The 23,078-nt window shown below is 60.3% G+C and carries 18 protein-coding genes; 12 read left to right on the plus strand and 6 right to left on the minus strand.

The features are described from left to right. From HMPREF2547_RS03605 to HMPREF2547_RS03615, 3 genes are all read right to left on the minus strand, one after another. The gene (locus tag HMPREF2547_RS03605; protein WP_053093006.1) at nucleotides 1–534 is read right to left on the minus strand and encodes a GtrA family protein; all 534 of its coding nucleotides are present in this window, start codon (nucleotides 532–534) and stop codon (nucleotides 1–3) included. Between the two features lie 77 nt (nucleotides 535–611). Then, nucleotides 612–1,595 carry a hypothetical protein gene (locus HMPREF2547_RS03610; protein WP_049193889.1) on the minus strand — a complete coding sequence of 328 codons (984 nt, stop codon included), beginning with the start codon at nucleotides 1,593–1,595 and terminating at the stop codon, nucleotides 612–614. Between the two features lie 51 nt (nucleotides 1,596–1,646). Beyond that, on the minus strand, nucleotides 1,647–2,300 hold the full coding sequence (locus HMPREF2547_RS03615; RefSeq protein ID WP_049193890.1) for a hypothetical protein: 654 nt from the start codon (nucleotides 2,298–2,300) through the stop codon (nucleotides 1,647–1,649). A gap of 19 nt (nucleotides 2,301–2,319) precedes the next feature. Between HMPREF2547_RS03615 and HMPREF2547_RS03620 the strand changes: the two genes are divergently transcribed. The 6 genes from HMPREF2547_RS03620 to HMPREF2547_RS03645 all read left to right on the plus strand — a co-directional run bounded on the left by HMPREF2547_RS03620 (nucleotide 2,320) and on the right by HMPREF2547_RS03645 (nucleotide 11,649). Next, a complete protein-coding gene (locus HMPREF2547_RS03620; RefSeq protein WP_005510976.1) occupies nucleotides 2,320–2,547 on the plus strand; it encodes a hypothetical protein in 228 nt (75 codons plus the stop codon). Nucleotides 2,548–2,660: 113 nt separating this feature from the next. Further along, on the plus strand, nucleotides 2,661–4,130 hold the full coding sequence (locus HMPREF2547_RS03625; RefSeq protein WP_016421825.1) for a decaprenylphosphoryl-beta-D-ribose oxidase: 1,470 nt from the start codon (nucleotides 2,661–2,663) through the stop codon (nucleotides 4,128–4,130). A gap of 25 nt (nucleotides 4,131–4,155) precedes the next feature. After that, nucleotides 4,156–4,917, plus strand: a complete 762-nt coding sequence (locus tag HMPREF2547_RS03630) for a decaprenylphospho-beta-D-erythro-pentofuranosid-2-ulose 2-reductase (protein WP_049189783.1) — start codon at nucleotides 4,156–4,158, stop codon at nucleotides 4,915–4,917. 110 nt (nucleotides 4,918–5,027) lie between these two features. Next, nucleotides 5,028–7,049, plus strand: a complete 2,022-nt coding sequence (locus HMPREF2547_RS03635; protein ID WP_070604727.1) for a galactan 5-O-arabinofuranosyltransferase — start codon at nucleotides 5,028–5,030, stop codon at nucleotides 7,047–7,049. Nucleotides 7,050–7,181: 132 nt separating this feature from the next. After that, nucleotides 7,182–10,580: an arabinosyltransferase domain-containing protein gene (locus HMPREF2547_RS03640; RefSeq protein ID WP_070604729.1), complete on the plus strand. Its 3,399-nt coding sequence runs from the start codon at nucleotides 7,182–7,184 to the stop codon at nucleotides 10,578–10,580. 40 nt (nucleotides 10,581–10,620) lie between these two features. Further along, the gene (locus HMPREF2547_RS03645) at nucleotides 10,621–11,649 is read left to right on the plus strand and encodes a TIGR00730 family Rossman fold protein (protein ID WP_070604731.1); all 1,029 of its coding nucleotides are present in this window, start codon (nucleotides 10,621–10,623) and stop codon (nucleotides 11,647–11,649) included. Between the two features lie 27 nt (nucleotides 11,650–11,676). Here the strand turns inward: HMPREF2547_RS03645 and HMPREF2547_RS03650 are convergent, their stop codons facing one another. Further along, entirely contained in the window at nucleotides 11,677–12,603 is a 927-nt protein-coding gene (locus tag HMPREF2547_RS03650; protein WP_070604733.1) for a glycoside hydrolase family 25 protein, read from the minus strand. A gap of 106 nt (nucleotides 12,604–12,709) precedes the next feature. On the opposite strand from HMPREF2547_RS03650, the gene HMPREF2547_RS03655 reads away from it, so the two are divergent. From HMPREF2547_RS03655 to HMPREF2547_RS03665, 3 genes are all read left to right on the plus strand, one after another. Next, complete coding sequence (locus HMPREF2547_RS03655) at nucleotides 12,710–14,743, plus strand: M13 family metallopeptidase (protein ID WP_070604735.1); 2,034 nt, start codon at nucleotides 12,710–12,712, stop codon at nucleotides 14,741–14,743. 259 nt (nucleotides 14,744–15,002) lie between these two features. After that, nucleotides 15,003–16,004 (plus strand): sugar-binding transcriptional regulator, encoded by a 1,002-nt coding sequence (locus tag HMPREF2547_RS03660; protein WP_070604753.1) that lies wholly within the window; start codon nucleotides 15,003–15,005, stop codon nucleotides 16,002–16,004. Nucleotides 16,005–16,147: 143 nt separating this feature from the next. Then, nucleotides 16,148–17,341, plus strand: a complete 1,194-nt coding sequence (locus HMPREF2547_RS03665; protein ID WP_246819612.1) for a YihY/virulence factor BrkB family protein — start codon at nucleotides 16,148–16,150, stop codon at nucleotides 17,339–17,341. A gap of 31 nt (nucleotides 17,342–17,372) precedes the next feature. Here the strand turns inward: HMPREF2547_RS03665 and HMPREF2547_RS03670 are convergent, their stop codons facing one another. Together HMPREF2547_RS03670 and HMPREF2547_RS03675 are read right to left on the minus strand one after the other, a co-directional pair. After that, nucleotides 17,373–18,590, minus strand: a complete 1,218-nt coding sequence (locus HMPREF2547_RS03670; protein WP_048732023.1) for a NupC/NupG family nucleoside CNT transporter — start codon at nucleotides 18,588–18,590, stop codon at nucleotides 17,373–17,375. A gap of 45 nt (nucleotides 18,591–18,635) precedes the next feature. Further along, nucleotides 18,636–19,055, minus strand: a complete 420-nt coding sequence (locus tag HMPREF2547_RS03675) for a cytidine deaminase (protein ID WP_049189792.1) — start codon at nucleotides 19,053–19,055, stop codon at nucleotides 18,636–18,638. 169 nt (nucleotides 19,056–19,224) lie between these two features. On the opposite strand from HMPREF2547_RS03675, the gene HMPREF2547_RS03680 reads away from it, so the two are divergent. The 3 genes from HMPREF2547_RS03680 (at nucleotide 19,225) to HMPREF2547_RS03690 (ending at nucleotide 23,040) form a co-directional block, all read left to right on the plus strand. Beyond that, nucleotides 19,225–20,511 carry a thymidine phosphorylase gene (locus tag HMPREF2547_RS03680; protein WP_070604737.1) on the plus strand — a complete coding sequence of 429 codons (1,287 nt, stop codon included), beginning with the start codon at nucleotides 19,225–19,227 and terminating at the stop codon, nucleotides 20,509–20,511. 104 nt (nucleotides 20,512–20,615) lie between these two features. Further along, on the plus strand, nucleotides 20,616–21,266 hold the full coding sequence (deoC, locus tag HMPREF2547_RS03685) for a deoxyribose-phosphate aldolase (RefSeq protein WP_070549375.1): 651 nt from the start codon (nucleotides 20,616–20,618) through the stop codon (nucleotides 21,264–21,266). 10 nt (nucleotides 21,267–21,276) lie between these two features. Next, nucleotides 21,277–23,040 carry a phospho-sugar mutase gene (locus HMPREF2547_RS03690; protein WP_049172496.1) on the plus strand — a complete coding sequence of 588 codons (1,764 nt, stop codon included), beginning with the start codon at nucleotides 21,277–21,279 and terminating at the stop codon, nucleotides 23,038–23,040. Nucleotides 23,041–23,078 lie beyond the last annotated feature (38 nt).

A 23,078-nucleotide genomic window follows, 5' to 3' on the forward strand; every position in this document is an offset into this window, starting at 1 on the left:
CTATTTCACACGGAAGATGAATACACGCTGAATGATGAAGTTAATTACCGTCGCAACGCCCTGTGCGACGACGAATGCGCCGAACTGTGCCCACTGCGCGTTCCAATCCCAGGCCTCGACAAGCCAGGGCTGCAACACATTAAAGATGCCGACCTGTGTGGCGTAAGTAATCAAGTACAGCACCGCAACTGCCAGCACCTTCTTCGCCGAGGACTTCGACTTGAAGGTCCAGCGGCTGTTAATGATGTACGCCGTAATCGTGCCGAAAACCCAGCCGACCGTCTTACCCCAGAAGTTGGTCGCCCCGAAGGCGTTGAGCATGATGAACGTCAGGCCGAAGTCCACCACCGCCGCGATGACGCCGGAGATGATAAAGCGCATCATCTGCACTTTCAGTCCGTGCTCGTCCTTGGTCTCCGTCGCCATTGGCACTGCGGCCGAGTCCTCTACGACAAATCCGTTTTCGTGGGAGCCGTTTCCGAGCTTGCCGTTGTCGCGGTTCGGGTTTTCATTTGCTGTTTCATTCGCTGACACGCCTAGGAATTCTAGGCCACCGGCCAGCTAACAAACAGCCAGCGCGAACATAAACAGGCAATAAAGAGGAGAAAAATCTAACGTCGCAGCGCCTCACGCAGTAGATCCAGCCGCTCCACCGGCGAGAGCGTATCCTCCCCAGCTAGCCCCAGCGCGCTCATCTCCGCCCAGCTAGCCGCTGCCAATTCCTCCACGTCCTCGCCGGATAGCGGGATGCCCTCGTCGCTCTCCCAGCCGAGGCGCTCCATGACATGCGCCGCCACATCATGCCGTAGCTCATCCGAGGTCAGCGCCGCCAAACACAGCAGCTCCACCAACGCCGCATCGTGCCCGGCCGGGTCTTTCTCGGCGTCCTCTATAGGCAATGCGCGCAATCGCTTAACGACGCTCTCCCCCGCCTCCCCGGTCAATTCCAGCGCGGTTGATTCCGACCTCTGCAGGTCCAGAGCCTGTAACAGGGGCACGAATTCAAACACCCCCGACCGCTCGATGATGTCCACCACATCAGCACGAGCGGTGGCCAACGTATTTTGAATAGAGTCCCGTCCGGTCAATTCCCTATTGATTGCGGCAATATCTACCGGCTCCTCCGCGTCCACATCTCCCAGTGCGCGGATAGAGCCCGAGCCACCGATACACAGGGCATCCGGGGTGGCCTCATCGCGGGCAAAAGCTTCTCTGACCTGCAAGGTATGTTCCCACAAGCCCCACTGCCAGATAAGGGTATCGCCGGGACTTTGCAGCACCTCGGCAACTGTGGTGGACAGGGGAACATCGACGACTCCGACCGCTGCGGGTCTGCCGCCAGTCACCAGCTGCGCCGCAGACTCCACCGCAGAGCCGGGCAAATGGAACTTCGTCGGCACGCTTTCCTCGCCCCACCCAAAGATGACCGCTAACACGCGGGACAGGCTTCGCAGATCCATCTGGTCATTGACCCCGAAGACGCGGTGGGCACTGCACGGTTCTTCCTCTAAAGAGGCACCGATAATGAGCGTGGCCGGTTCCGTGGCCACGCGAACGCCTGGGAAGGCGACTACGTTATCGGTCTGTGCTGCCATACCTCACAGCGTACGCAGGAAAAACAATGTGGCCTGGATGGCAAAAACTCGCTACAATGCGCGCGTTTTTACCAGCGGAATCTGGCGCGGCTCCGCACCCCACGGCTCTACCAAGTACTTGCGACGCAGGCGCTGCGACTCCACCGCGGTCCACTGCGCCACCAGCTCTTCTACCCCGCGGGCAAGCCCCAGCACCGGCCCTGCGACTTCTTCGCCTACATGCGGAAAATCAATCACCTCTACGTCGTTGACCTTGGGGAACCGCGGCTCCGTCAGATTTCCCTTGCCGGGCTTGGCCTTCTCTTCCTTCGCGGCGGCGCGCAGCTGTCCGATGTGGTCACGAATGCCAGCCACCGATGCCGGCAGGTCCACCACCGTGGCCCCTGCCTGTTCAATCGCATGCGATAGCAGGTCCGCCCCCTCAGCGCTCTCTGCACTCTCTGCCGCAGCGTCACCGTCACCATCGCCCGCGGTCACAGACGCAACAAAGCAACCGGTGAGCAGATTGGTGGCGGTCTCCAGGGCTCCGTCGTCAAGCGGGTCCACCAGCCATGCACCCGACAACCTCTCGCCTGCAAAGGACGGCGAGAGCTCCACATGCCAAATGACAACGGGCGATGTGGAACTACATACGGCAAGGGTCTGCGGAGTAGCAGCAGGCGTGGAAGTCATGAGGTTGATGGTATCGCGAGTGACGGATCCCACGCGGGGTAGCCTTTATCGCATGTTCGACTTTTTCAAGAAGAAGCCGCGTGAAACCATCAACATGGCCGCCGAGTACACCAACACCCCGCTGTCGAACCAGATGGTCATGCTGTTCGCCGAGGAACTGCCCATCCTCGACAGCAAGGAACGCGCACAGGTCTACCGCGCACTCGAGGCGTACGACGGCCCGCAGATCACCTCGCAGGAAATGCTGCCGGAAGAGATCCGAAAAATTATGGATCTATAGTCTCTCCGTATATTTCGCTTGCTTTCCGACGGCCCGTGCGCGACCTCAAGCGTGACCAACACCTCGGAGCGTCACGGGCGACGGAGCCGGTGCAAAGGGGTAGCCTAGCCTTGATGTCCACTAACACTAACGGCAAGTCCAGCACCGATGCTTCGAACGGTGCCTACGGAGCCGTACACACAGAAGCCAGGACCCTGACCGGTTGGGGTCGTACCGCCCCCGCTAAGTCCCAGGTGCTGTCGACGCCGGACTTGGATGAAATCGTTAACGCCGTCAAGGCTGTCGCAGACCAGAACTCCGACAAGCCTGCCCACCTGCGCCGCGGTGTAATTGCCCGCGGTATGGGCCGCTCTTACGGCGACCCCGCCCAGAACTCGGGCGGTCTGGTCATCGACATGCAGAAGCTCAACAAGATCCACTCCATTGACCAGGAGTCGGCGATTGTTGATGTCGACGGCGGTGTCACGCTGGACCAGCTGATGAAGGCCGCACTGCCCTACGGCCTGTGGGTGCCGGTGCTGCCGGGAACTCGCCAGGTCACTATCGGTGGTGCCATTGGTCCGGATATTCACGGTAAGAACCACCACTCCGCAGGTTCCTTCGGCAACCACGTGCTGTCGATGGAGCTGCTGGTCGCTGACGGCCGTATCCTGCACCTTGAGCCGGAGGGCTCTGCAGACGACCCGGACGGCAAGCTGTTCTGGGCAACCGTCGGCGGCATGGGCCTGACCGGCATTATTGTCCGCGCTCGGATCAAGATGACCAAGACCGAGACAGCCTACTTCATCGCCGACGGCGACATGACCCACACTCTGGACGAGACCATCGAGTTCCACTCCGATGGCTCCGAGGAGAACTTCACCTACTCTTCCGCGTGGTTCGACGCCATCTCACCGGAGCCGAAGCTGGGACGCGCCGCAATTTCCCGCGGTTCGCTGGCAACCTTGGCTCAGCTGGAGGAATACGCCCCGAAGCTGGCCAAAGATCCGCTGAAGTTCAACGCTCCGCAGCTGGTGACTGTGCCGGATATCTTCCCGTCCTTCACCATGAACAAGCTGACCATGATCAGCATTGGTGAGCTGTGGTGGCTGAAGTCCGGTACCTACCGCAACCAGGTGCAAAACCTCACGCAGTTCTACCAGCCGCTGGATCTCATCGGCGAGTGGAACCGCGGATATGGTTCCAAGGGCTTCCTGCAGTACCAGTTCGTTGTTCCGCGCGAGGCCGTCGAGCCGTTCAAGGAGATTGTCCGCGATATCCAGCGCTCCGGCCACTACTCGGCACTGAACGTATTCAAGCTGTTCGGCGAGGGTAACCGCGCTCCGCTGTCCTACCCGATGCCGGGTTGGAACGTCTGCGTGGACTTCCCGATCAAACCGGGTCTCGGCGCCTTCCTCGATGATTTGGATAAGCGCGTCATGGAGTTCGGCGGCCGCCTCTACCTGGCCAAGGAGTCGCGCACTTCCGCCGCTAACTTCCACCAGATGTACCCCGAGATGCAGAGCTGGCTGGACACCCGCAATGAGATTGACCCACACGGTGTCTTCGCCTCTGACATGTCTCGTCGACTGGAACTGCACTAAGACAACCGAGAGGATTTAAGCCCCAATGATTAATGCTGTAGGCGCTGCCCAGTCCATCCTGCTGCTCGGCGGCACTAGTGAAATCGGTCTGGCCATTACCGCCGAGTTCCTGAAGAAGGGCCCGGCCAAGGTCATCCTGGCTTCCCTGCCGAACGATCCGCTGCGCGAGGCCTCCGCTGAAAAGATGAAGGCCGCCGGCGCTTCCGAGGTGGTCACCCTCGACTTCGACGCAACGGACTTCGACTCCCACCCGGAGGTCGTCGATAAGGCATTTGCCGACGGCGACGTGGACATCTGCATCGTCGCGTTCGGCATGCTTGGCGACGCCGAGGAGCTCTGGCAGAACCAGCGCAAGGCCGTCCTGGCTGCGAACATCAACTACACCGGCGCGATGTCGATGGGTGTTCTGGTTGGTCAGAAGTTCAAGGCGCAGGGTCATGGCCAGTTCATTGCCATGTCCTCCGTCGCTGGTGAACGCGTGCGCCGCTCCAACTTTGTCTACGGTTCCACTAAGGCCGGCCTGGATGGTTTCTACCTGAACCTGGGCGAGGCCCTGGAGGAGTACGGCGTCAAGACCCTGGTTATCCGCCCTGGTCAGGTCCGTACCCGTATGTCCGCTGACGTGGACGAGGCCCCGCTGACTGTGAACAAGGAAGATGTCGCCAAGCTCGCGGTGAAGTCCGTCGAGGCCGGTAAGACACTGGTCTGGGCTCCGCCGGCATTCCAGCTGGTGATGATGGTGCTGAAGCACATTCCGCGCCCGATCTTCAAGAAGCTGCCGATTTAAGAGCGGGTTTCGAAGGACTCGATAGAACTCAGCGGGGCTTGACGGGCTGACGTACCCACCTTTAGCTCCGCCGTTCGTCGGAGTCCGGTTCCTGTGCAAAACTTGAGGGCATGGTAGACAAGCAGGCCGAAACCTCGAGCGCTGACACCACGGGTGCCGACAACACTAGCGCCAACACAACGGGCGCACGATCCTACAGTGAGCTGGTTGACGAAGATCGCTACGAAATCTTCAACGATGACCAGCTCTCCCTCAAGGCTGCTCTGACCTACCTGTTCGCAGCGCTTGTGGGCGGTTCGGTTATCGCTCTAGCGTCCTGGTTTGTGTTCCACCGCCTGTCGCTGCCGGCCTTTGGCGGCTCGCAGCTGACCAGGGCAGTCGCAACAGCGCTGATTGTCATCACGCTGACGCTCACCACCGTCCTGCTGTATTTCTTCGCCACCAAGGGCAAAGATAATCGCCCCCGGTGGCTAACGTGGTTGACGTACCTGATGGCTTACATGTCACCGGCCATTTTGGCGGTCTCTGCCGTCGGCCTGCCACTGGGCTCGACCAGGCTGTGGTTGGACGGTCTGTCCGTCGACCAGGAGTTCCGCACTGAATACCTCACCAGGATGGCCTCGGAGCCTGGCCTGCATGACATGTCGTACATCGACATCCCGTCTTTCTACCCCGCTGGTTGGTTTTTCCTGGGCGGACGCCTGGCCAATATCCTGGGCATTGCCGGCTGGGAGGTCTTCCAGCCCTGGGCATTGATTACACTCGCTGCCGCTGGCTGTGTTTTGGTCCCGGTGTGGCAACGCCTGAGTGGCTCCCTGCCCGTGGCCACTGGCATTGCGCTGACAACCACGGCGGTCGCCCTGGCGACTGTCGCCGATGAGCCCTACGCCGCAGTCGTTGCTATGGGTCTTCCGGCGATGACCGTGATGGCCTGGCGCGGTCTCACCGGCGCCTGGTCCGCCATGTTTGGCGTGCTCGTCTTCCTGGGTATTTCTGCGACCTTCTACACTCTTTACACTGCCGTAGGCGCGCTTATTGTGGTCGTGTTGGCCGTGGTCGCGTGGACGTCGTCAAGCTCTTGGATGCCTGTAGTGCGTCTGATCATTATGGGCGTGGGATCGATGCTGATTGCGGCGACGGTGTGGGGGCCGTACATGCTGGCGGTTGCGACGGGGGCACCGCGCTCGGGCGCGACAGCGACGCACTACCTGCCCCCGGAGGGCGCGCAGCTGCCTTTGCCGATGCTCGCCGCCAGCGTAATCGGTGTGCTGTGTTTCATCGGTGTCGTGCGCATGCTGGTCAGCGCCACGGAGCCGGATGCCCGCGCGCTCGGCCTGGGCACGCTGGTGCTCTATGGCTGGGTAGTTGCCTCGATGGTGGCGACGTTGCTCGGACGCACACTGCTGGGGTTCCGCCTCACCGCACCGATTACGTTTATGTTGATTGCGGCTGGTGTGGTCGCGCTTGCCGACGCCCGTCTCAACGGCATCGAGAAGTATTGGCCGCAGGCGGCACCAGCTCACATTGCCAAGCGCGTTTCCGCGGTAATGGCGGCAGTCTTGCTGCTGGCGGGCATTGGCTACGCGCAGTCGATTCCGAATAAGTTGCATGGTGCCATCGACTTGGCGCATACCGACACCGACGGTAACGGCGAGCGCGCGGACCGCTTCCCACCGAATGCCGGGGCGTGGTACTCAGCGGTGGACCAAACGCTGAAGGAGGCCGGGCTCGATCCGGCCCAGACAGTGGTGCTGACGGATGAGAAGAATTTCCAAGCACTCTATCCCTGGTATGGATTCCAGGCACTGACCAGCCACTACGCTAACCCTCTGGGTGAGTTTGACCGCCGTAATCAGGCATTGGAGGAATGGTCGGAGATTCGCGATCCCGATGAGCTCGTGCAGGCCATGGATGCAACGCCGTGGCGCGGACCGGATGCCATTGTGCTGCGGGGCGAGGTTGAGACACCTGATGGCGAGGATGCCGCTCCACTGACGTTGGACATCGCGGATGATATCTATCCGAACAATCCGAATGTGGTCTTCCGGAGCCTGAATTTTGCCCGCTCTGCATTTGAGAAGCACTGGGAGCTAAACCAGGTCGGCCCGTTCGTAGTGGCGGTTCGCAAGTAGGTATTGGCAAGTAGGTATTGGGCGGCCATCCCCTGCTATAAACGTGATTCCTGTTACTAATGTGGAAACTGTGATGTAACTTTCGCGTTGCAAACTCAAAGAAAAACGCCAATTACCGTAGTATCTTTCCTTGTGACTGCCGAAACTAAAGAAATCAAAGAAAGTGTCGACGGCTCACCCGAAGTGACCATCGACCGCGTGGAGAGACCGCCTATGGACGGCCCCTCTCCTACGACGCTGACTCGTTGGACAGCGATTATCGCTGGAATCGTCGGTTTCATTTGCTTTGTCATCACACCGTTCCTCCCGGTCGTGAATACTCAGTCCTCCGTGTCTTGGCCTCAGCGCGACACACTGAATTCAGTGGATGCACCGCTTATGGCGCAGGCACCGTTGGATCTGAGCATCGATCTGCCTCTGTCGCTGACGGATGAGCTTTCCGACAAGCGGACAACCCTGTTGTCGACTATCCCGCCGACCGCGGATAAGCCGACCAAACGGGGCTTGATGGTGCGTTCGGGCAAGGACGGCCTCGATGTCATTCTGCGCGACAGCGTGGTGATGAGCCTGGATAAGAAGGAGCTTGCCAGCAATAAGGGCAAGATCCTGGAGATCCGCTCAAACGAGCATGAAACCACCGTCAACATCGACGGCGCCAAGAACTCAGATGGTGAGAAGCTCACCGCCACCACACAGGGCGATTACCGCCCGCAGGTCACCGGTATCTACACTGATCTGCCCGCTGACGGCGACGTGGCCAAGGCCGTAGCCGATGGACTCGATGTCCACATGAACATCGACTCCCGCTACACCTCACATCCGACAGTGGTGAAGTACATCGTCATGTACTTGGGTCTGCTTCTGACACTGGCGTCCCTGGTCGCGCTGGCTCGCATTGACCGTATCGACGGTTCCTCCTTCACTCCGCTGTTCAAGCGCGGTGCGTTGAAACCAACTCCGCTGGACATCCTGGTCGGCACGATTTTGGTTGTTTGGCACTTCATCGGTGGCAACACCTCCGATGACGGTTACATCTTCACCATGGCGCGCGTCTCCGACGAGTCGGGCTACATGGCGAACTACTACCGTTGGTTCGGCGCTCCTGAGTCACCGTTCGGCAGCCCCTACTACGACCTGCTGTCGCTGATGGTGAAGGTGTCCACCTCGTCTCTGTGGATGCGACTACCGGCGCTGCTGTCCGCACTGCTGGTGTGGTTCATTATCTCCCGAATGGTTATCCCGCGCCTCGGCGACAAGATTGCCCAGCGCCGGGTGGCCTACTGGTCTGCTGCTGGTGTGCTGTTGGCCTTCTGGCTGCCGTACAACAACGGACTGCGCCCGGAGCCGGTCATTGCGCTGGGATCCCTGCTGACCTGGGTATTCATCGAGCGCGCAATTCTGACTCGACGCCTGCTGCCAGCTGCAGTCGCAGTGGTTATCGCCACGCTGGCACTGGGCTCGGGCCCAACGGGCCTAATGGCAGTTGCTGCCCTGCTCGCAGGCATCCCGATGCTGGTGCGCATTGTCGTTGAGCGCCATAAGGCTCTCGGTGGTGGTTGGCAGGCCCCACTGATGCAGATTGCACCGTTCCTGGCTGCGGGCACCGCCATCTTGGTCGGTGTCTTCGGCGACCAGACTTTGGCCACGGTCCGCGAGTCCATTCGCGTCCGCAGCATCATCGGCCCGTCGGAGCCTTGGTACAACGAGTACGTCCGCTACTACTGGCTGGTGCTGCAGTCGGTCGACGGCGCCTTCCCACGTCGTTTCCCGGTTCTGATTGCACTGGCGTGCTTGACCATCACGATTGCCGCGCTGCTTCGTCACCGCACCGTTCCGGGGGCTCTGGCCGGCCCGTCGGCACGCCTGGTGTTCATGTTCATCGGCACCATGTTCTTCCTGACCTTCACGCCGACAAAGTGGACGCACCACTTCGGCGTGTACGCGGGCATCGCGGCTTCCCTGGCAGCACTTGCCGCCATGGCCATTAGCCATTGGGTAGCAGGTAACCCGCGCAACCAGCTGTTCTTTGCCGGTGGTATCACCTTCATCCTCGCTTTCTCACTGATGGGCATTAACGGCTGGTGGTATGTGTCGTCCTACGGTGTGCCGTGGTTCGACAAGACCATTCAGTTGCGCGGTCACCAGCTGGGTTCAGCAGTATTGGCTCTGGCCTTGCTACTGCTGCTGGCTGGTGCCGTAATGAACTTCGTCCAGGAGTTCCGCACCAAGCCGAAGTCGCAGGAAAAGTCGGCACGCGCGCGCCGCATCAATGCAGTTGCATCGTCCCCGATTGCGGTGACGACGCTGCTGGTGACGATGTTCATGGTGGCTTCGCTGGGCAAGGGCGCAGTATCGCAGTACCCGGCATACTCGGTCGCCGCTGGTAATATCCGCTCCTTGGCTGGTCAGACATGTAATATGGCGAGCGATGTGCTGATGGAAACCGATCCGAACGATGGCTTCCTGAATACCGTCGATGGCAAGCCGCTAGCGGAATCGTTGCGCGGTGGCGGCAAGAACCGTGGCTTCGACCCGAACGGCGTCCCGTCTAATATGAAGGCCGAAGCTGTGGACACCAGCCAGAGCCAGGCAAGTACTGCCGACACTGATGATCAATCTACTGATCCGGAAGCCACAGTTGAGGGCGGTTCCGCGTCGGGAACCGACGGCGGCAAGCGCGCCGACAAGGGTGTCAACGGCTCGCAGGTCGAGCTGCCATTTGGCTTGGATCCGGATAAGGTGCCGGTGCTTGGCTCCTACTCCGAGGACATTCAGCGTCCTGCAAGCCTGGAAACTTCCTGGTTCCAGCTGCCTGAGATTGACGAGGACCACCCGCTACTCGTCGTATCGGCGGCCGGCCGTATCTTCCACCACGACATCAACGGTGTGGCTCAGCCGGGTCGCAAGCTGGTGGCACAGTACGGTCGCAAGGGCGGCGACGAGGATGGCTTCGAGGTCCTCTCCGAATCGGAGCCGATTGATATCGGCCCTGCTCCGACCTGGCGTAACCTGCGCTTCCTGACCGAGGAGATCCCAGAGGGAGCTACCGCTGTGCGACTGGTAGCGGAGGACAATGACGTCTCCGAGGATCAGTGGCTGGCGCTGACCCCTCCTCGCCTGGCCGAGCTGCAGTCGATGACTGATGTCATTTCGCCGGAAACTGCGACTATCCCGGACTGGCCGGTTGCCTTCCAGTTCCCGTGCCAGCGTCCGTTCGACCACTACGCAGGTGTCGCAGAGCTTCCGGAGTACCGCATCACTCCGGACCGTGGCCTGAAGGTCGTCGGTGCAGATGTCTGGCAGTCGGTCGATGGCGGTGGTCCGCTCGGATTCTCCGACGCTGTGAATGAGGCTACGTCCGTACCGACTTACCTCAAGAACGACTGGCGCCGCGACTGGGGTTCCGTCGAGAAGCTCTCGCCGCGTCCGAATAAGGACAAGGTCAAGCCGGATGTCGCCGAAATTGAGTATGAAGATATCACTCGCTCGGGTCTATACTCGCCCGGGAAGATGATTGTGAAGGATCCCTAGGCAAAGGAGCCTCGGTGCCTCCTTCACCTAAGGAGCCCGAGTGACTGCACAAACCCGTTCCATCGTTGTCGCCGCAATGGTTGTGACTGACCCGGTGGGGCGGGTTTTGTGCGTTCGTAAGCGGGGCACGGATACGTTCATGCTGCCCGGCGGCAAGTTCGAGCCGGGTGAGTCCGTCGATCACCCGGAGGTCACCGCCGCTCGCGAGGTCTCCGAGGAGCTCGGCGTGGACATCGACCTATCGCTGTTGCGTCCGTGGAATATCGCCCGTGCGGCCGCCGCCAACGAGGCGGGCTTCGAGGTCGTCGGCCACCATGTGCGCTATGTCGGCGAGTTCACCGATGAGCTGGCGAACGTTCAGCCCCACGCCGAAATTGAAGAGGTCCGCTGGCTCGACCCCTGGCTACCGACCGGGAAAATCGCCCCTATGCTGGTCGAAACCACTCTGCCGAAGCTCCGCGAAGAGCTGCCCCAGCTTGCCGCTGGCCGTGAACAGCCACAGCGCGCACTGTCGTCACTGACTGTCTTCTGCGGCTCCGGCTTCGGCAACGATCCCGCCTGGCGCGTCACCGCCGAACGCCTCGGCCAGACACTCGCGGAAAATCGGGTGGAGCTCGTCTACGGGGGCGCGGCGATTGGTCTTATGGGCACGGTTGCTAACGCGTCGCTTGACGACGGCGGCAGTGTCACCGGTGTCATCCCCGAGGTCCTGGTCAAGAAGGAAATTGCCCATCCGCGGCTGACTCACCTGGAAACTGTTGCGACTATGGCCGACCGCAAGTCGCGCATGTATGAGCTTGGCGATGCTTTTGTTGCGCTCCCCGGCGGCGCGGGCACGCTGGAGGAGTTCTTCGAAGTGTGGACCCAGCAGCACCTGGGGATTCATGCCAAGCCAGTGGCGTTGCTGGGTCCTTCGGGCTTTTGGGAGCCACTGTTGGCTCTGCTCCGCAACGTTGTGGATGCGGGTTTTGTGCGGCCGGAGCTTCTCGATGCGCTTATTGTCGTCGACGACGTCGACAAGCTCCTGCCTGCGTTGATTGCGTGGCGTGCGGGGCGGACGAAGTTTTAGCCCGACCCCAGACCCCACAACATCCTGCTAGTGAGCAGCAGCCAGCTGCTGCAGCTCAGCTTCGGTGCCGTTGAAGACGTCCTCGTCCACGTTGGTCGGGATGCCATCGACGCGGCCGGTGGAGGAACGCTGCCAGAAGGCCATACTCTCCCAACCACCCGGCAGTGAGGTCGGAGCGCTGTCTTCGTAGGCGGCGAGCCACAGCGGGTAGTCGGTGAAGTCGGTCGAGTTACCCATCGGGTTCTGCCAGAACCAACGGTAGGTGTAAATCATCGGGGTTTCGCCGGTCTTTTCCTCTACGCGCTCGAGGAAGTCCTTGGTCCACTTCTGCAGCTGGGTCGGGTTGAGGCCATTATCCAGCTCGATGTCCAGCACCGGCGGCAGTGTCTTGTCTGTGGAGATTTGCTCATCGCGCTGCTGCAGTGCTTCTACGTACTGGTCAGCCTGCGCAATTGCGGAGCGATCCGGATGTGCCTTGTGGTAGCTGCCCACATACAGACCGGCCTTCGCTGCAGCGATGGAGTCCTCGAGGAAGTACTTCTGGTCACCTTCGACACCGTCGGTGGCCTTGATGAAAGCGAACTTCTGGCCGCTGGCTGCGACCTCGTTCCATTTCAGCGCGACGCCACCTGGGCGCTGCCACTTGGAGACGTCCACACCGGTCGGCCCCATGTGGAAGCCGGTGCGAGCCGGGTTCGACGATGCGCTGGTAGCCGAACCAGTTGAGGAACCGTTGGCATCAGAGCCCTGCGACTCCTGAACAGTCAAAAAGTCGAGCGACCCCTTGGAATCAGCAGCGGACGGGTTGGAGTGTGCAGATGCGTCCTGAGGTTGCGCGTCAGCCGGTGCAATAACACCCAAGGTCAGCGGCGCAACGGCCACGATACTTGCCAAAGTGGCGCGGCCCGGGCGTCGCTTCAGCACCGCGGTCGCGGAAAGTGGAAGAAATTTCATGGTTTGCACCTTACCCCCTAAATCACTTTAGCCCCATTCGCAATCCTAAACTTATCCCACCCCTCCAGTCACAGCTTCAATCCGCCCTTGCCCCTAGACTGGCGGCATGACAAATAGCACTAATACTGAGACCCAGTCCGCAACGTCCCAACTCTCAACGACTCCTCGCCCACAGGATGACCTCTACTTGGCCACCAACGGTGAGTGGATTAGCAATCACGTCATCCCGGCTGACCGCCCCATCGATGGCGCCTTTTACAAGCTGCGGGATGAGGCGGAGGAAAATGTCCGCGAGCTCATCACCACTGCCGCCGATGCGGATCCGAATTCCCGCGTCGCTCGCTTGTACAACTCTTTCATGGACGAAGCCGCTATTAATGACGCCGGCGCTGCTCCGCTCGCACAGGATTTAGAAATGATTGCCTCCGCCGAGAACGCGCATGAGCTGGCGTTGGCACTCGGCCGCCTCGACCGCCTCGGTGTCGGTGGTGCGCTCGGGTACTGGGTAGAGAAGGATTCCGGCTCGGACCTGGATGCTCTCTACCTGCTGCAGTCGGGCCTCGGCCTCCCGGATGAGGCTTACTACCGCGAGCCTGGCCACGCCGACACTCTCGCCGCCTATGAGCAGCATGTTGCCGCTATGTTGAAGCTCCTCTCCTCGCATGACGACGGCGCGGGAGACCTCTCCACCGCACTTGCTGCATTCGAGTTGGTGGACCCGGCCGCTGCGGCGGCGCGCATCGTGGCTTTTGAAAAGCGCATTGCCACTGGTCACTGGAATGTGGTCGATACCCGCGACGCACTGAAGACCTATAACAAGACCGCTATTGCTGACCTCCCCACCGGCTTCCCGGTCGCGGAGTGGCTCGCGGCCACCGGTGTCAATGAGACGAACCAGACTGCCATCGACACCATCGTGGTGATGATGCCGTCGTACTTCGAGCACTTGAGCAAGCTGTGGCAGGACACTGACCTGGCAGATCTGCGCCTGTGGGCGCTGTGGCGCGTTCTCCACCAGCGTGCTGCCTACCTGTCGGATGACTTCTCTGCGGAGAGCTTTAACTTCTACGGCCGCACCTTGCAGGGTTCGACCGAGCAGCGTGCACGCTGGAAGCGTGGTGTTGCCTTTGCGGACGGGGCGGTTGGACATGACGTCGGCAAGCTGTATGCGGAAAAGCACTTCCCTCCGGAGTACAAGGAGCAGGTCCTGGAACTGGTGGACTACCTGCTGGCGGCGTACCGGGAGCGAATTTCGAAGCTGCCGTGGATGACGAAGGCGACACAGGAGCGGGCGCTGGAGAAGCTGTCGCTGTTTAAGGCCAAGATTGGCTACCCGGAGCGTTGGCGTGATTACTCGGCGATGGAGCTCGGGGATTCGCTGATGGACAATGCTCGCGCTGCCAGCGCTTTTGCGCATGATTATGAGGTGGCAAAACTGGGCACCCCGGCCAATCGCGATGAGTGGCATGGCACTCCGCAGACGGTCAATGCCTTCTACAATCCGGTGGTCAATGACATCACGTTCCCAGCTGCGATTTTGCAGTCGCCGTTCTTCTCACCGGACGCTTCCCCGGCGGAGAACTTCGGTGGCATCGGTGCGGTTATTGGTCACGAGATTGGGCATGGTTTTGATGACCAGGGCTCGCAGTATGACGGTCACGGCAACCTTCACCAGTGGTGGACCGATGAGGATCGCGCAGCTTTTGAGAAGCTGACCTCCGCACTGGTGGATCAGTACGAGGGCCTGGTTCCGCAGGCTCTGCGCGAGCAGGCCGAGGAGGGCACTGACCTACCTGGTGTCAACGGTCGCTTTACCCTGGGCGAGAACATCGGTGACTTGGGCGGGCTTGGTATTGCTGTCGTCGCTTTCCGCCGTTTCCTCGCTGCCCGCGGAAAGGAACTCGGGTTGGAGGACACCCCCGAGACCTACCGTGACCTGTTCAAGCAGTGGGCACTGGTCTGGCGTTCCAAGATTCGTCCGGAGTTTGCACGTCAGCTGCTTGCCATTGACCCGCACTCGCCGGCGGAGTTCCGCTGCAACGTCATTGCCAGCAACATCGATGAGTTCCATGAGGCCTTCGGCACTTCAGCGGGGGACGGCATGTGGCGTGAGCCGAATGAGCGCGTGAATATCTGGTAATTCTGCGGGAACCCAACCTGCGCTGCCTTATCCTCCGATGCTTTCCGGGCTCTCCGATGCCTTCCAGCAGCCTCCGGGGACAGCCAACGCCTCACCGTTTACTACAAATGCAAAAGCTGACTTTTTGTTTTTGCAAACGTGGAACTAAAATCACAGGTGAGGCGCACGCTTTCCCGATGATCAAGTCGGGCAGGGCCCAATCAAGCGAGGTTCCTGTTACAAGTGCGCTTGCTAAGTGCTCTTGCTGGAGGAGGCCGCTGTGGACACTCGCGACATCCAAGCACTCACCGCCGTCAAACTCTATTACGGCGAGGGGCTCACACAGTCTCAGGTTGCAACCGAACTCGGGGTTTCCCGTCCAACGGTCTCTAAACTGCTCAACCTTGGCCGTGAGCGCGGTTACGTGCGCATTGAAATCCACGATCCGCGCGAGGAAGCCTCAGAGACCGCTACGCAGATGCGGGATCGCTACCAGCTCAACGATGTGCGCCTGGCGCAACCGGCACGCGCTGGCAACGCAGTCTTGCTCCGCGAGTTGGGGCGTGTGGGCGCCGAGCTTCTCGACGAGCTGGTGGTCGACGGTTCCCTCGTCGGTGTTTCGTGGGGTAAGACCATGTACTCCGTATCCACGCAATTGAAGTCCAAGGATGTCTCGGGCGTGGAAATTGTGCAGCTCAAGGGAGGAATGAGCCACTCTGATAAGTCCACGAACGACATCCGCACTATTGGCGGTTTCTGCCACGCTTTCCACGCCTATGCCCGCACATTGCCGCTGCCGGTGATTTTCGATTCGGTCGAGACCAAGCGCATCGTGGAACAGGATCGGTTCATTGCCAGCGTTTTGGCTCTTGGCCGGACGGTGGACATTGCCGTTTTCACCGTCGGCGCCGTCGACCATGATTCGCTGGCCTTGAACTTGGGACAGCTGTCGACAACCGAAAAAGACTTGCTCGTGGAGCGCGCAGTGGGCGATGCCTGCTCACGCTTCTACCGCGCTGACGGTGGCATTGCGCTGCCAGAGGTCGATGCCCGCACGGTAGGTATCAGCCTCTCTGACCTGCGCCGGATCCCCACTCGGGTACTTGTGGCCGGTGGCGCACACAAGGCCGAGGCTATCGATGTGGCCCTTCGAACAAAGTTGGCCACTCACTTGGTCATTGACGATGCCACCGCCGAGCGCCTACTTTCGCTCGACTCATCGGACTCACCGGGCTCGCCAGACTCACCCACTAGCTCCACCCCTCCCTCTGCCACGGATTAGCTGTCTCGGGACGCATCAGTACAAAGAACTGACACCCGGGCCCGAGAAGCGTCTCTGCCCTCTTCGACCGATAGACTTAAGCGAGCGCAGATGTCCGCATATATGTTGCAGCCGCTGTCCGGTCGGAGAGGACGATTCTTTAGGTGTCACCAGCACAGCAGATCAAGCACACACTCCAGGCCTACGAGTCGGCGGACGCATCTTTTGCTCAGTCCGCGAAGAAGTTGCCACCCGTGGGGTGGAAAGGAGCGCTCTACGCTCTCAAGCGTGCGGGTATCGAGTTTTTCTTGGAGCTCGGTTTCGACGCCGCCGCGAAGTTGACTTACTACACGGTGCTAACCTTCGCACCCGCACTGCTTGCGATTTACTCAATTGCCACGCTGATGTTGGCCGGTTACACCGATGACCTCAACCGACTGACCGAGGATTTCATCCGCAGCTACATTCCAGCTGAGTATGCCGAACCGATTCGCAATGTCATCTCAACGATTATCGGCTCCGCCACGGGCGGTCTTGTCGCACTGACTATCGGTATTGTCTTTGCGCTGATTTCGTCGTCGGCCTACACGCGCGCATTTTCGCGCACGGGTAACTCCATCTATGGCGTATCCGAAGGCCGCACGCTTATTCGCTACCACCTGCTCATGGTCGCCATTACGCTATTGCTGCTCATTGGCACGGTGGTACTGCTCATTGCGATTGTTGTCAATGACCAGCTAGTTATCACCATCGTCGAACCGGTTGCCCGCCCGTTGGGTATTGAATCGACCACGCGACAGGTCATTGACTTCTGCATCTCCGTCTGGAGTTGGCTGCGCTGGCCGGTCATTATCGTCATGTCGATGATTCTGATTGGCTCGCTGTACTACTTCACACCGAATGTGCGCATGCGCAAATTCCGCTGGCTCAGTACCGGTTCGGCACTGGCAATTATCAGCTCGCTGATTATTGGCAAGGCATTGCAGCTTTACCTGTTCAACTTTGCGGCTTCAAACCCCTACGGCGCCATGGGTGCCGTCATTGCTCTCATGACTGCACTTTGGGGCATTAATGTCGTCGTGGTCTTCGGCTTCAAGCTGGATGCCGAGGTTGAGAGGATGCGCCAACTGCGCGCCGGCCTGCCCGCAGAGCGATACATCCAGCTTCCACCCAGAGCTACCGCGGCCGCCGAGGGCGAGCAGAAAATCCATCAGAATCTAGAAAAGCAGGCGGCCGAATTCCGAACTGAGGAACTCGACCGCCTGGATAAAATGCCAGCAGAAGCAACTGAAGATTTTTCCTCGCAGCCTGCTGCTGAGACTGACCCTACTACCGATCCGTTCAAGAGGATCGACTAGCAGGGCCAGTAACTAACCACACAGAACCTAGCTATAGCGCAATCACACCCACAATTGCAGCGTTGAGCAGGTTGGTGCACAGACCCGCAATCAGCGCCAGCGGACCGTTCTTGGCAATCTCACCGCGACGTTCCGGCGATAGCGCACCGAAGGAACCGATCTGAATTGCAATGGAAGACAGGTTGGCGAAGCCAGCCAGGGCGAAGGTCGCCAACATGATGGACTTCGGATCCAGCGAGTCGACGTGCTCCGAGAACGAGGTGTAGCCGACGAACTCGTTCAGAATCGTCTTCTCACCAATGAAGCTACCGACCAGCCCTGCGTTCTCCCACGGCACACCAATCAACCAGGCAATCGGCGCGAAGATCAGGCCGAACAGCCCCTCCAGTGACCAGTTTTCCTGACCGAACCAGCCGCCGATGCCGCCAATCATGGCCGACAGCATCGCAATCACAGCGATGAACGCAATCAACAGACATGCCACAACCACAGCGATACGACCACCGGCCAACGCACCCGATCCAAGCGCGTCAATGACGTTCTTCGACTCAGTGTCGCGGACATCCTTCACCGACGCATCCAGATCGGATTCCTCCGTCTCCGGCCAGAAAGTCTTCGCAATCAGCAGCGAGCCCGGCGCGTTCATTACCGATGCCGCCAGCAGGTACTCCAATGGCGCACCGAGCAGGGAGTAACCAATCAACGTCGATCCGGCCACCGAAGCAAAACCGCCCGACATACATGCGAACAGCTCCGACTTGGTCAGTTTCGGAATATACGGCTTAACGACGAGCGGAGCCTCCGACTGCCCGAGGAAAATCACCGTGGAAGCGAAGACGGACTCTACCTTCGAGGTTCCCATAATGAACTTCAGTGCGGACCCGACATACTCAACGAAGTACTGCACTACCCGCAGGTAGTAGAGGGCACCGAGGACTGCGCCCAGGAAGATGATCACTGGCAGCACGTTGAGCACGAAGACGAAGTTTTTCCCCGTGCCGTCGAAAAGATTACCGAAGACAAATGAGGTGCCCTCATTTGTAAAGTCGATCATCTTCTCAATGGCACCGGCGACGCTCTTCAACGCCTGGAAGCCGGGTTCCCACTTCAGCACTACCAGCGCGAACACCGCTTGCAGCAGCAGGCCAACGCCGAGCGTGCGCCAGTTAATGGCTTTCCTGTTCTTTGAGATAGCAATGGCAAATCCGATGACGAGGATGATGCCCAGTAAGCCTTGCAGTCTATCCATGACTAAGGTCTTCTTTCTTGATAAAAGAGGCTGTGGTGATGATGCCTACAGGTCCTCGGGACCAAAGGCGTAAGGGAGAATTTTTTCAAAGTCAATGCTGGCCGGAGCGCCTAAACCACCATTTTCCGGGCGCTCGGATTCCACAATGACACGCTTGCAACCAAATTCGTGCAGGACCTGCCGACAGGCACCACAGGGGTGGCACGGTGCCGCCTTTCGCCCGACGATGGCGCAGGCCGCGATCTTATGGTTGCCGCCGTGCTCCGCAACCATGCGGAACACGGCTGTGCGCTCTGCGCAGTTGGTCAACCCATAGGACGCATTTTCCACGTTGCAGCCTGTGACCACCGTGCCGTCGTCAAGCAGAAGTGCGGCACCGACCGGAAAACCTGAATAGGGGACGTACGAGTTTTCCGTGGCTGCGTAGGCCTTAGCCAGTAGTTCTTCGTCTGAAATGTGGGACATTGTGCTCTCCCTCCCCGAGCCTGTTCGAGGTGTTTATGCAAACATACTTATGTGGGTACAAATGGAAAGTTGCCTATTGACATTTGTTCTAGTGCTGATGATAATCGGAATCAGCAGAGTTCACAAGACCAATATCGCTAAGCACGATCGCCTATAAAAGGAGCGAACAATGGCTGAAAAGTTCGATGTAGTTGACGTCATCAAGGTAAAGCGTGATGGCGGTGAGCTCAGTCCGGAAGAGATTTCCTGGGTCATTGACGCCTACACTCGCGGTGTCGTGGGCGATGAACAGATGGCGGCGCTGAACATGGCCATCTTCATCCGCGGCATGAACCGTCGCGAGATTGTGGATTGGACCCAGGCGATGATTGACTCGGGCGAGACCATGAGCTTCGCATCGCTGAGCAAGCCCACCACGGACAAGCACTCCACCGGTGGTGTCGGCGACAAGATTACGCTGCCACTGGGCCCACTGGTGTCCTCCTACGGCGTGGCCGTCCCGCAGCTGTCTGGCCGTGGCCTCGGCCACACCGGCGGCACCCTGGACAAGCTGGAATCCATTCCGGGCTGGCAGGCTGATGTTCCGAATGACCGCTTGATGCAGATCCTGGAGGATTCCGGCGCGGTCGTCGCAGCAGCCGGTGCGGGCCTGGCACCTGCGGATAAGAAGATTTACGCGCTGCGTGACATCACCTCGACGGTGGACTGCATTCCGCTGATTGCCTCGTCGATCATGTCCAAGAAGATTGCGGAGGGCACCTCCAGCTTGGTGCTGGATGTCAAGGTCGGTTCGGGCGCCTTCATGAAGGATCTGAATCAGGCCTGCGAACTGGCCCGCACCATGGTTGACCTGGGCAACGACGCGGGCGTGAACACCCGCGCACTGTTGACGGACATGTCCACTCCGCTGGGCCTGACCATCGGCAACGCCCTCGAGGTCCGCGAATCGGTGGAGGTTCTCGCCGGCGGCGGCCCCGCAGACGTCGTGGAGCTGACCTGTGAACTGGCCCGAAACATGCTCGAGCTGGCCGGCGTGCACGATGCCGACGTGGAGCAGGCTCTGAAGGACGGCCGCGCAATGGATTCGTGGAAGAAGATGATCCGCGCTCAGGGCGGCGATCCGGATGCCGCGTTGCCGGTGGCACCTCACACGCACGATGTGGTTGCGCAGGCTGACGGTTACCTGACCAAGCTGGATGCACTGGCTCTCGGCGTTGGTTCCTGGCGCTTGGGCGCGGGACGTGCTCGTAAGGATGATCCGGTGCAGGCCACTGCCGGTATTGAGATTTTCGCCAAGCCGGGAGACAAGGTGGTCAAGGGCCAGAAGCTGCTCACGCTGCACACTGAAACTCCGGATAAGTTCGAGCGCGCTCTCGAGTCCATCGAGCCGGGCATTGAAATCGGCGACACCGCGCCTACAGCCGAGCGCGAGATTATCCTCGATCGCGTGTCCTAGAAAATTACTGACAGACTCGCGCCGGCGCCACTTCCCGCCCCGAGCCCGCCACCTCCCTACTTTTAAGCTCTCTCCCAAATTTCCGAAAGGACTTGATTTCTCCCATGACTTCCCGCGCTGATGTTGCCAAGATGATTGACCACACCCTGCTCAAGCCAGAAGCCACCTCTGACCAGGTCAAGGCCCTTATCGCTGAGGCCGGCAAGCTCGGCACCTACTCCATCTGCATCTCCCCCTCGCAGCTCCCAGTCGAGGTACCGGAAGGCCTGCACATCGCCACTGTCGTCGGCTTCCCCTCCGGCGCGGTAAAGGCCGAGATCAAGGCCGCTGAAGCCGCTCGCGCTGTGGCCGATGGCGCTGAAGAAGTCGACATGGTCATTAACATCGCCTTCGCCAAGGAGCACCGCTTCGACGACCTCGAGGCCGAAATCAAGGCTGTTCGCGATGCCATTCCGGGCAAGGTCCTGAAGGTCATCATCGAGTCGGCCGCCCTGACCGATGAGGAGATCATCGCAGCCTGCAAGGCCTCCGAGTCCGCAGGCGCAGACTTCGTCAAGACCTCCACAGGCTTCCACCCGGCCGGCGGCGCTTCCGCTCACGCCGTGAAGCTCATGCGCGAAACCGTGGGCGACCGCCTGGGCGTCAAGGCTTCTGGCGGTATCCGCGATGCCGCTGCCGCTGAGGAAATGATCGCCGCTGGCGCCTCTCGCCTGGGTCTTTCCTCCTCCGCCGCTGTCCTCGACGGTCTGAAGTAGGCGAACCCCGATGCTCTCCGAACAGCTACAAGCCACCATCACCGATTGGATCGCCCACGATCCGGACGAGGCCACCGCCGCCGAGCTCTCTTCGCTTTACGACGAAGCCAAGGCCGCCAACCCCGATGCGATTGCCGAGCTGGAAAGCCGTTTCGCCGGGCCACTCGAATTCGGCACTGCAGGTCTTCGCGGTGTCGTTGCAGCTGGTCAGTCCCGCATGAACCGTGCCACGGTCATCCGTGCCACCGCTGGCCTGGTTGCGCATCTGAAGAACATTGTGGGCGACGACTTCACCGTGGTCATTGGTTGCGATGCCCGCCACGGCTCCGCCGATTTTCACCGCGATGCCGCCGCGGTTGTCGCCGCAGCCGGTGGCAAGGCCCTGGCTCTGCCACAGCAGCTGCCCACACCGGTGACCGCCTTTGCCGTGCGCCACCTCAATGCCGATGCCGGCATCATGGTCACGGCCAGCCACAATCCACCGAAGGACAACGGCTACAAGGTTTACCTCGGTGGCCGCGCGGTGGAGTCGGATTCCCGCCGAGGCGTCCAAATCATCGCGCCCCATGACAAGCAAATTGCGGACGCCATCGCCGCTGCTCCACCGGCTGATGAGGTCCCGCGTGACTTCGATGCCGTCGAGCAGGTTGGTCCTGAACTGCTGGATGCTTATGTGAAACGGGCGGCAGCGCTCGCAACGACGTCGTCAAGCGAAGAGAAGCAAGCAGCGAAGATTGTCCTCACCCCTATGCATGGCGTCGGTGGCGAGACCATCGTGCGCACACTGAACGCGGCAGGTTTCTCGAATGTCCGCGTGGTCGAGAAGCAGTTCGCGCCGGATCCGGAGTTCCCGACGGTATCGTTCCCGAACCCGGAGGAAGCCGGGGCGCTGGATCTTGCGTTTGAGCTCGCGCGTGCCGAAGACGCGGATGTCATCATCGCGGCTGACCCGGATGCGGACCGCTGCTCGGTGGCTATTCCGGATAGCGGCGTCGACGGCGGCTGGCGACAGCTCTCCGGCGACGACATCGGTGCGTTTCTGGGTGAAGTCATCGCTGCGGATGCCGAGGCCCGTGGGATTGCGACCGTGACCAATGATGAGGGCGCAGAGTTCCCAGCCACAATGGCTAACTCGATTGTGTCCTCACGCCTGCTGAGCAAGATTGCTGCAGGTCACGGACTGAATTATCGCGCTACACTGACCGGCTTTAAGTGGATTGCTGGTGTGGACGGGCTCGTCTTCGGCTACGAGGAGGCCATTGGCTACTGCACTGACCCGGCAGTCGTTCGAGACAAGGACGGCGTATCTGCGGCGGTGCGTGTCGCCGACGCGGTGGCGCGACTGAAGGGCCAGGGTCTTGGCATCCAGGACCTTCTGGATGATGTCGCCCGTGCCCATGGTCTCTACAAGACCGCACCGTTGACCTTCCGTGTCGAGGACCGCTCGCTGATCACCAAGGGCATGGACACTCTGCGCGCCAACCCGCCTGCACAACTGGCTGGTTCGAAGGTCACGCAGGTCACGGACATGAATGATGGCCTAGACATGGTCGACGCCAAGGCCGAGAGCTATCACATCCCGCCTACCGACGGCATTCTCATCCTCACCGAGGCCAACGACCGCGTCATTGCCCGGCCTTCCGGCACGGAACCGAAGCTGAAGTGCTACCTGGAAGTCGTGCTGCCGGTCGCTTCGGCCGCGATTCCGCACGTGGCCGCGGCCGAGCGGCTCGACCAGATTAAGGCCGAGCTCAAGGAAATCCTGGGGATGTAGCGACTAAACAGCTAACCAATAGGCAGCTACCAGCTACA

Source organism: Corynebacterium sp. HMSC055G02, assembly GCF_001809065.1.
Taxonomy (GTDB): Bacteria; Actinomycetota; Actinomycetes; order Mycobacteriales; family Mycobacteriaceae; genus Corynebacterium; species Corynebacterium jeikeium_D.

What these genes read in the sequence shown, in the direction of transcription:
- HMPREF2547_RS03655 (WP_070604735.1), top strand. Translation starts at nt 12,710, where the DNA reads ATGACAAATAGCACTAATACTGAGACCCAGTCCGCAACGTCCCAACTC.
- HMPREF2547_RS03690 (WP_049172496.1), top strand. Translation starts at nt 21,277, where the DNA reads ATGCTCTCCGAACAGCTACAAGCCACCATCACCGATTGGATCGCCCAC.
- HMPREF2547_RS03630 (WP_049189783.1), top strand. Translation starts at nt 4,156, where the DNA reads ATGATTAATGCTGTAGGCGCTGCCCAGTCCATCCTGCTGCTCGGCGGC.
- HMPREF2547_RS03680 (WP_070604737.1), top strand. Translation starts at nt 19,225, where the DNA reads ATGGCTGAAAAGTTCGATGTAGTTGACGTCATCAAGGTAAAGCGTGAT.
- HMPREF2547_RS03675 (WP_049189792.1), bottom strand. Translation starts at nt 19,055, where the DNA reads ATGTCCCACATTTCAGACGAAGAACTACTGGCTAAGGCCTACGCAGCC.
- HMPREF2547_RS03650 (WP_070604733.1), bottom strand. Translation starts at nt 12,603, where the DNA reads ATGAAATTTCTTCCACTTTCCGCGACCGCGGTGCTGAAGCGACGCCCG.
- HMPREF2547_RS03670 (WP_048732023.1), bottom strand. Translation starts at nt 18,590, where the DNA reads ATGGATAGACTGCAAGGCTTACTGGGCATCATCCTCGTCATCGGATTT.
- HMPREF2547_RS03635 (WP_070604727.1), top strand. Translation starts at nt 5,028, where the DNA reads ATGGTAGACAAGCAGGCCGAAACCTCGAGCGCTGACACCACGGGTGCC.
- HMPREF2547_RS03620 (WP_005510976.1), top strand. Translation starts at nt 2,320, where the DNA reads ATGTTCGACTTTTTCAAGAAGAAGCCGCGTGAAACCATCAACATGGCC.
- HMPREF2547_RS03625 (WP_016421825.1), top strand. Translation starts at nt 2,661, where the DNA reads ATGTCCACTAACACTAACGGCAAGTCCAGCACCGATGCTTCGAACGGT.
- HMPREF2547_RS03610 (WP_049193889.1), bottom strand. Translation starts at nt 1,595, where the DNA reads ATGGCAGCACAGACCGATAACGTAGTCGCCTTCCCAGGCGTTCGCGTG.
- deoC (WP_070549375.1), top strand. Translation starts at nt 20,616, where the DNA reads ATGACTTCCCGCGCTGATGTTGCCAAGATGATTGACCACACCCTGCTC.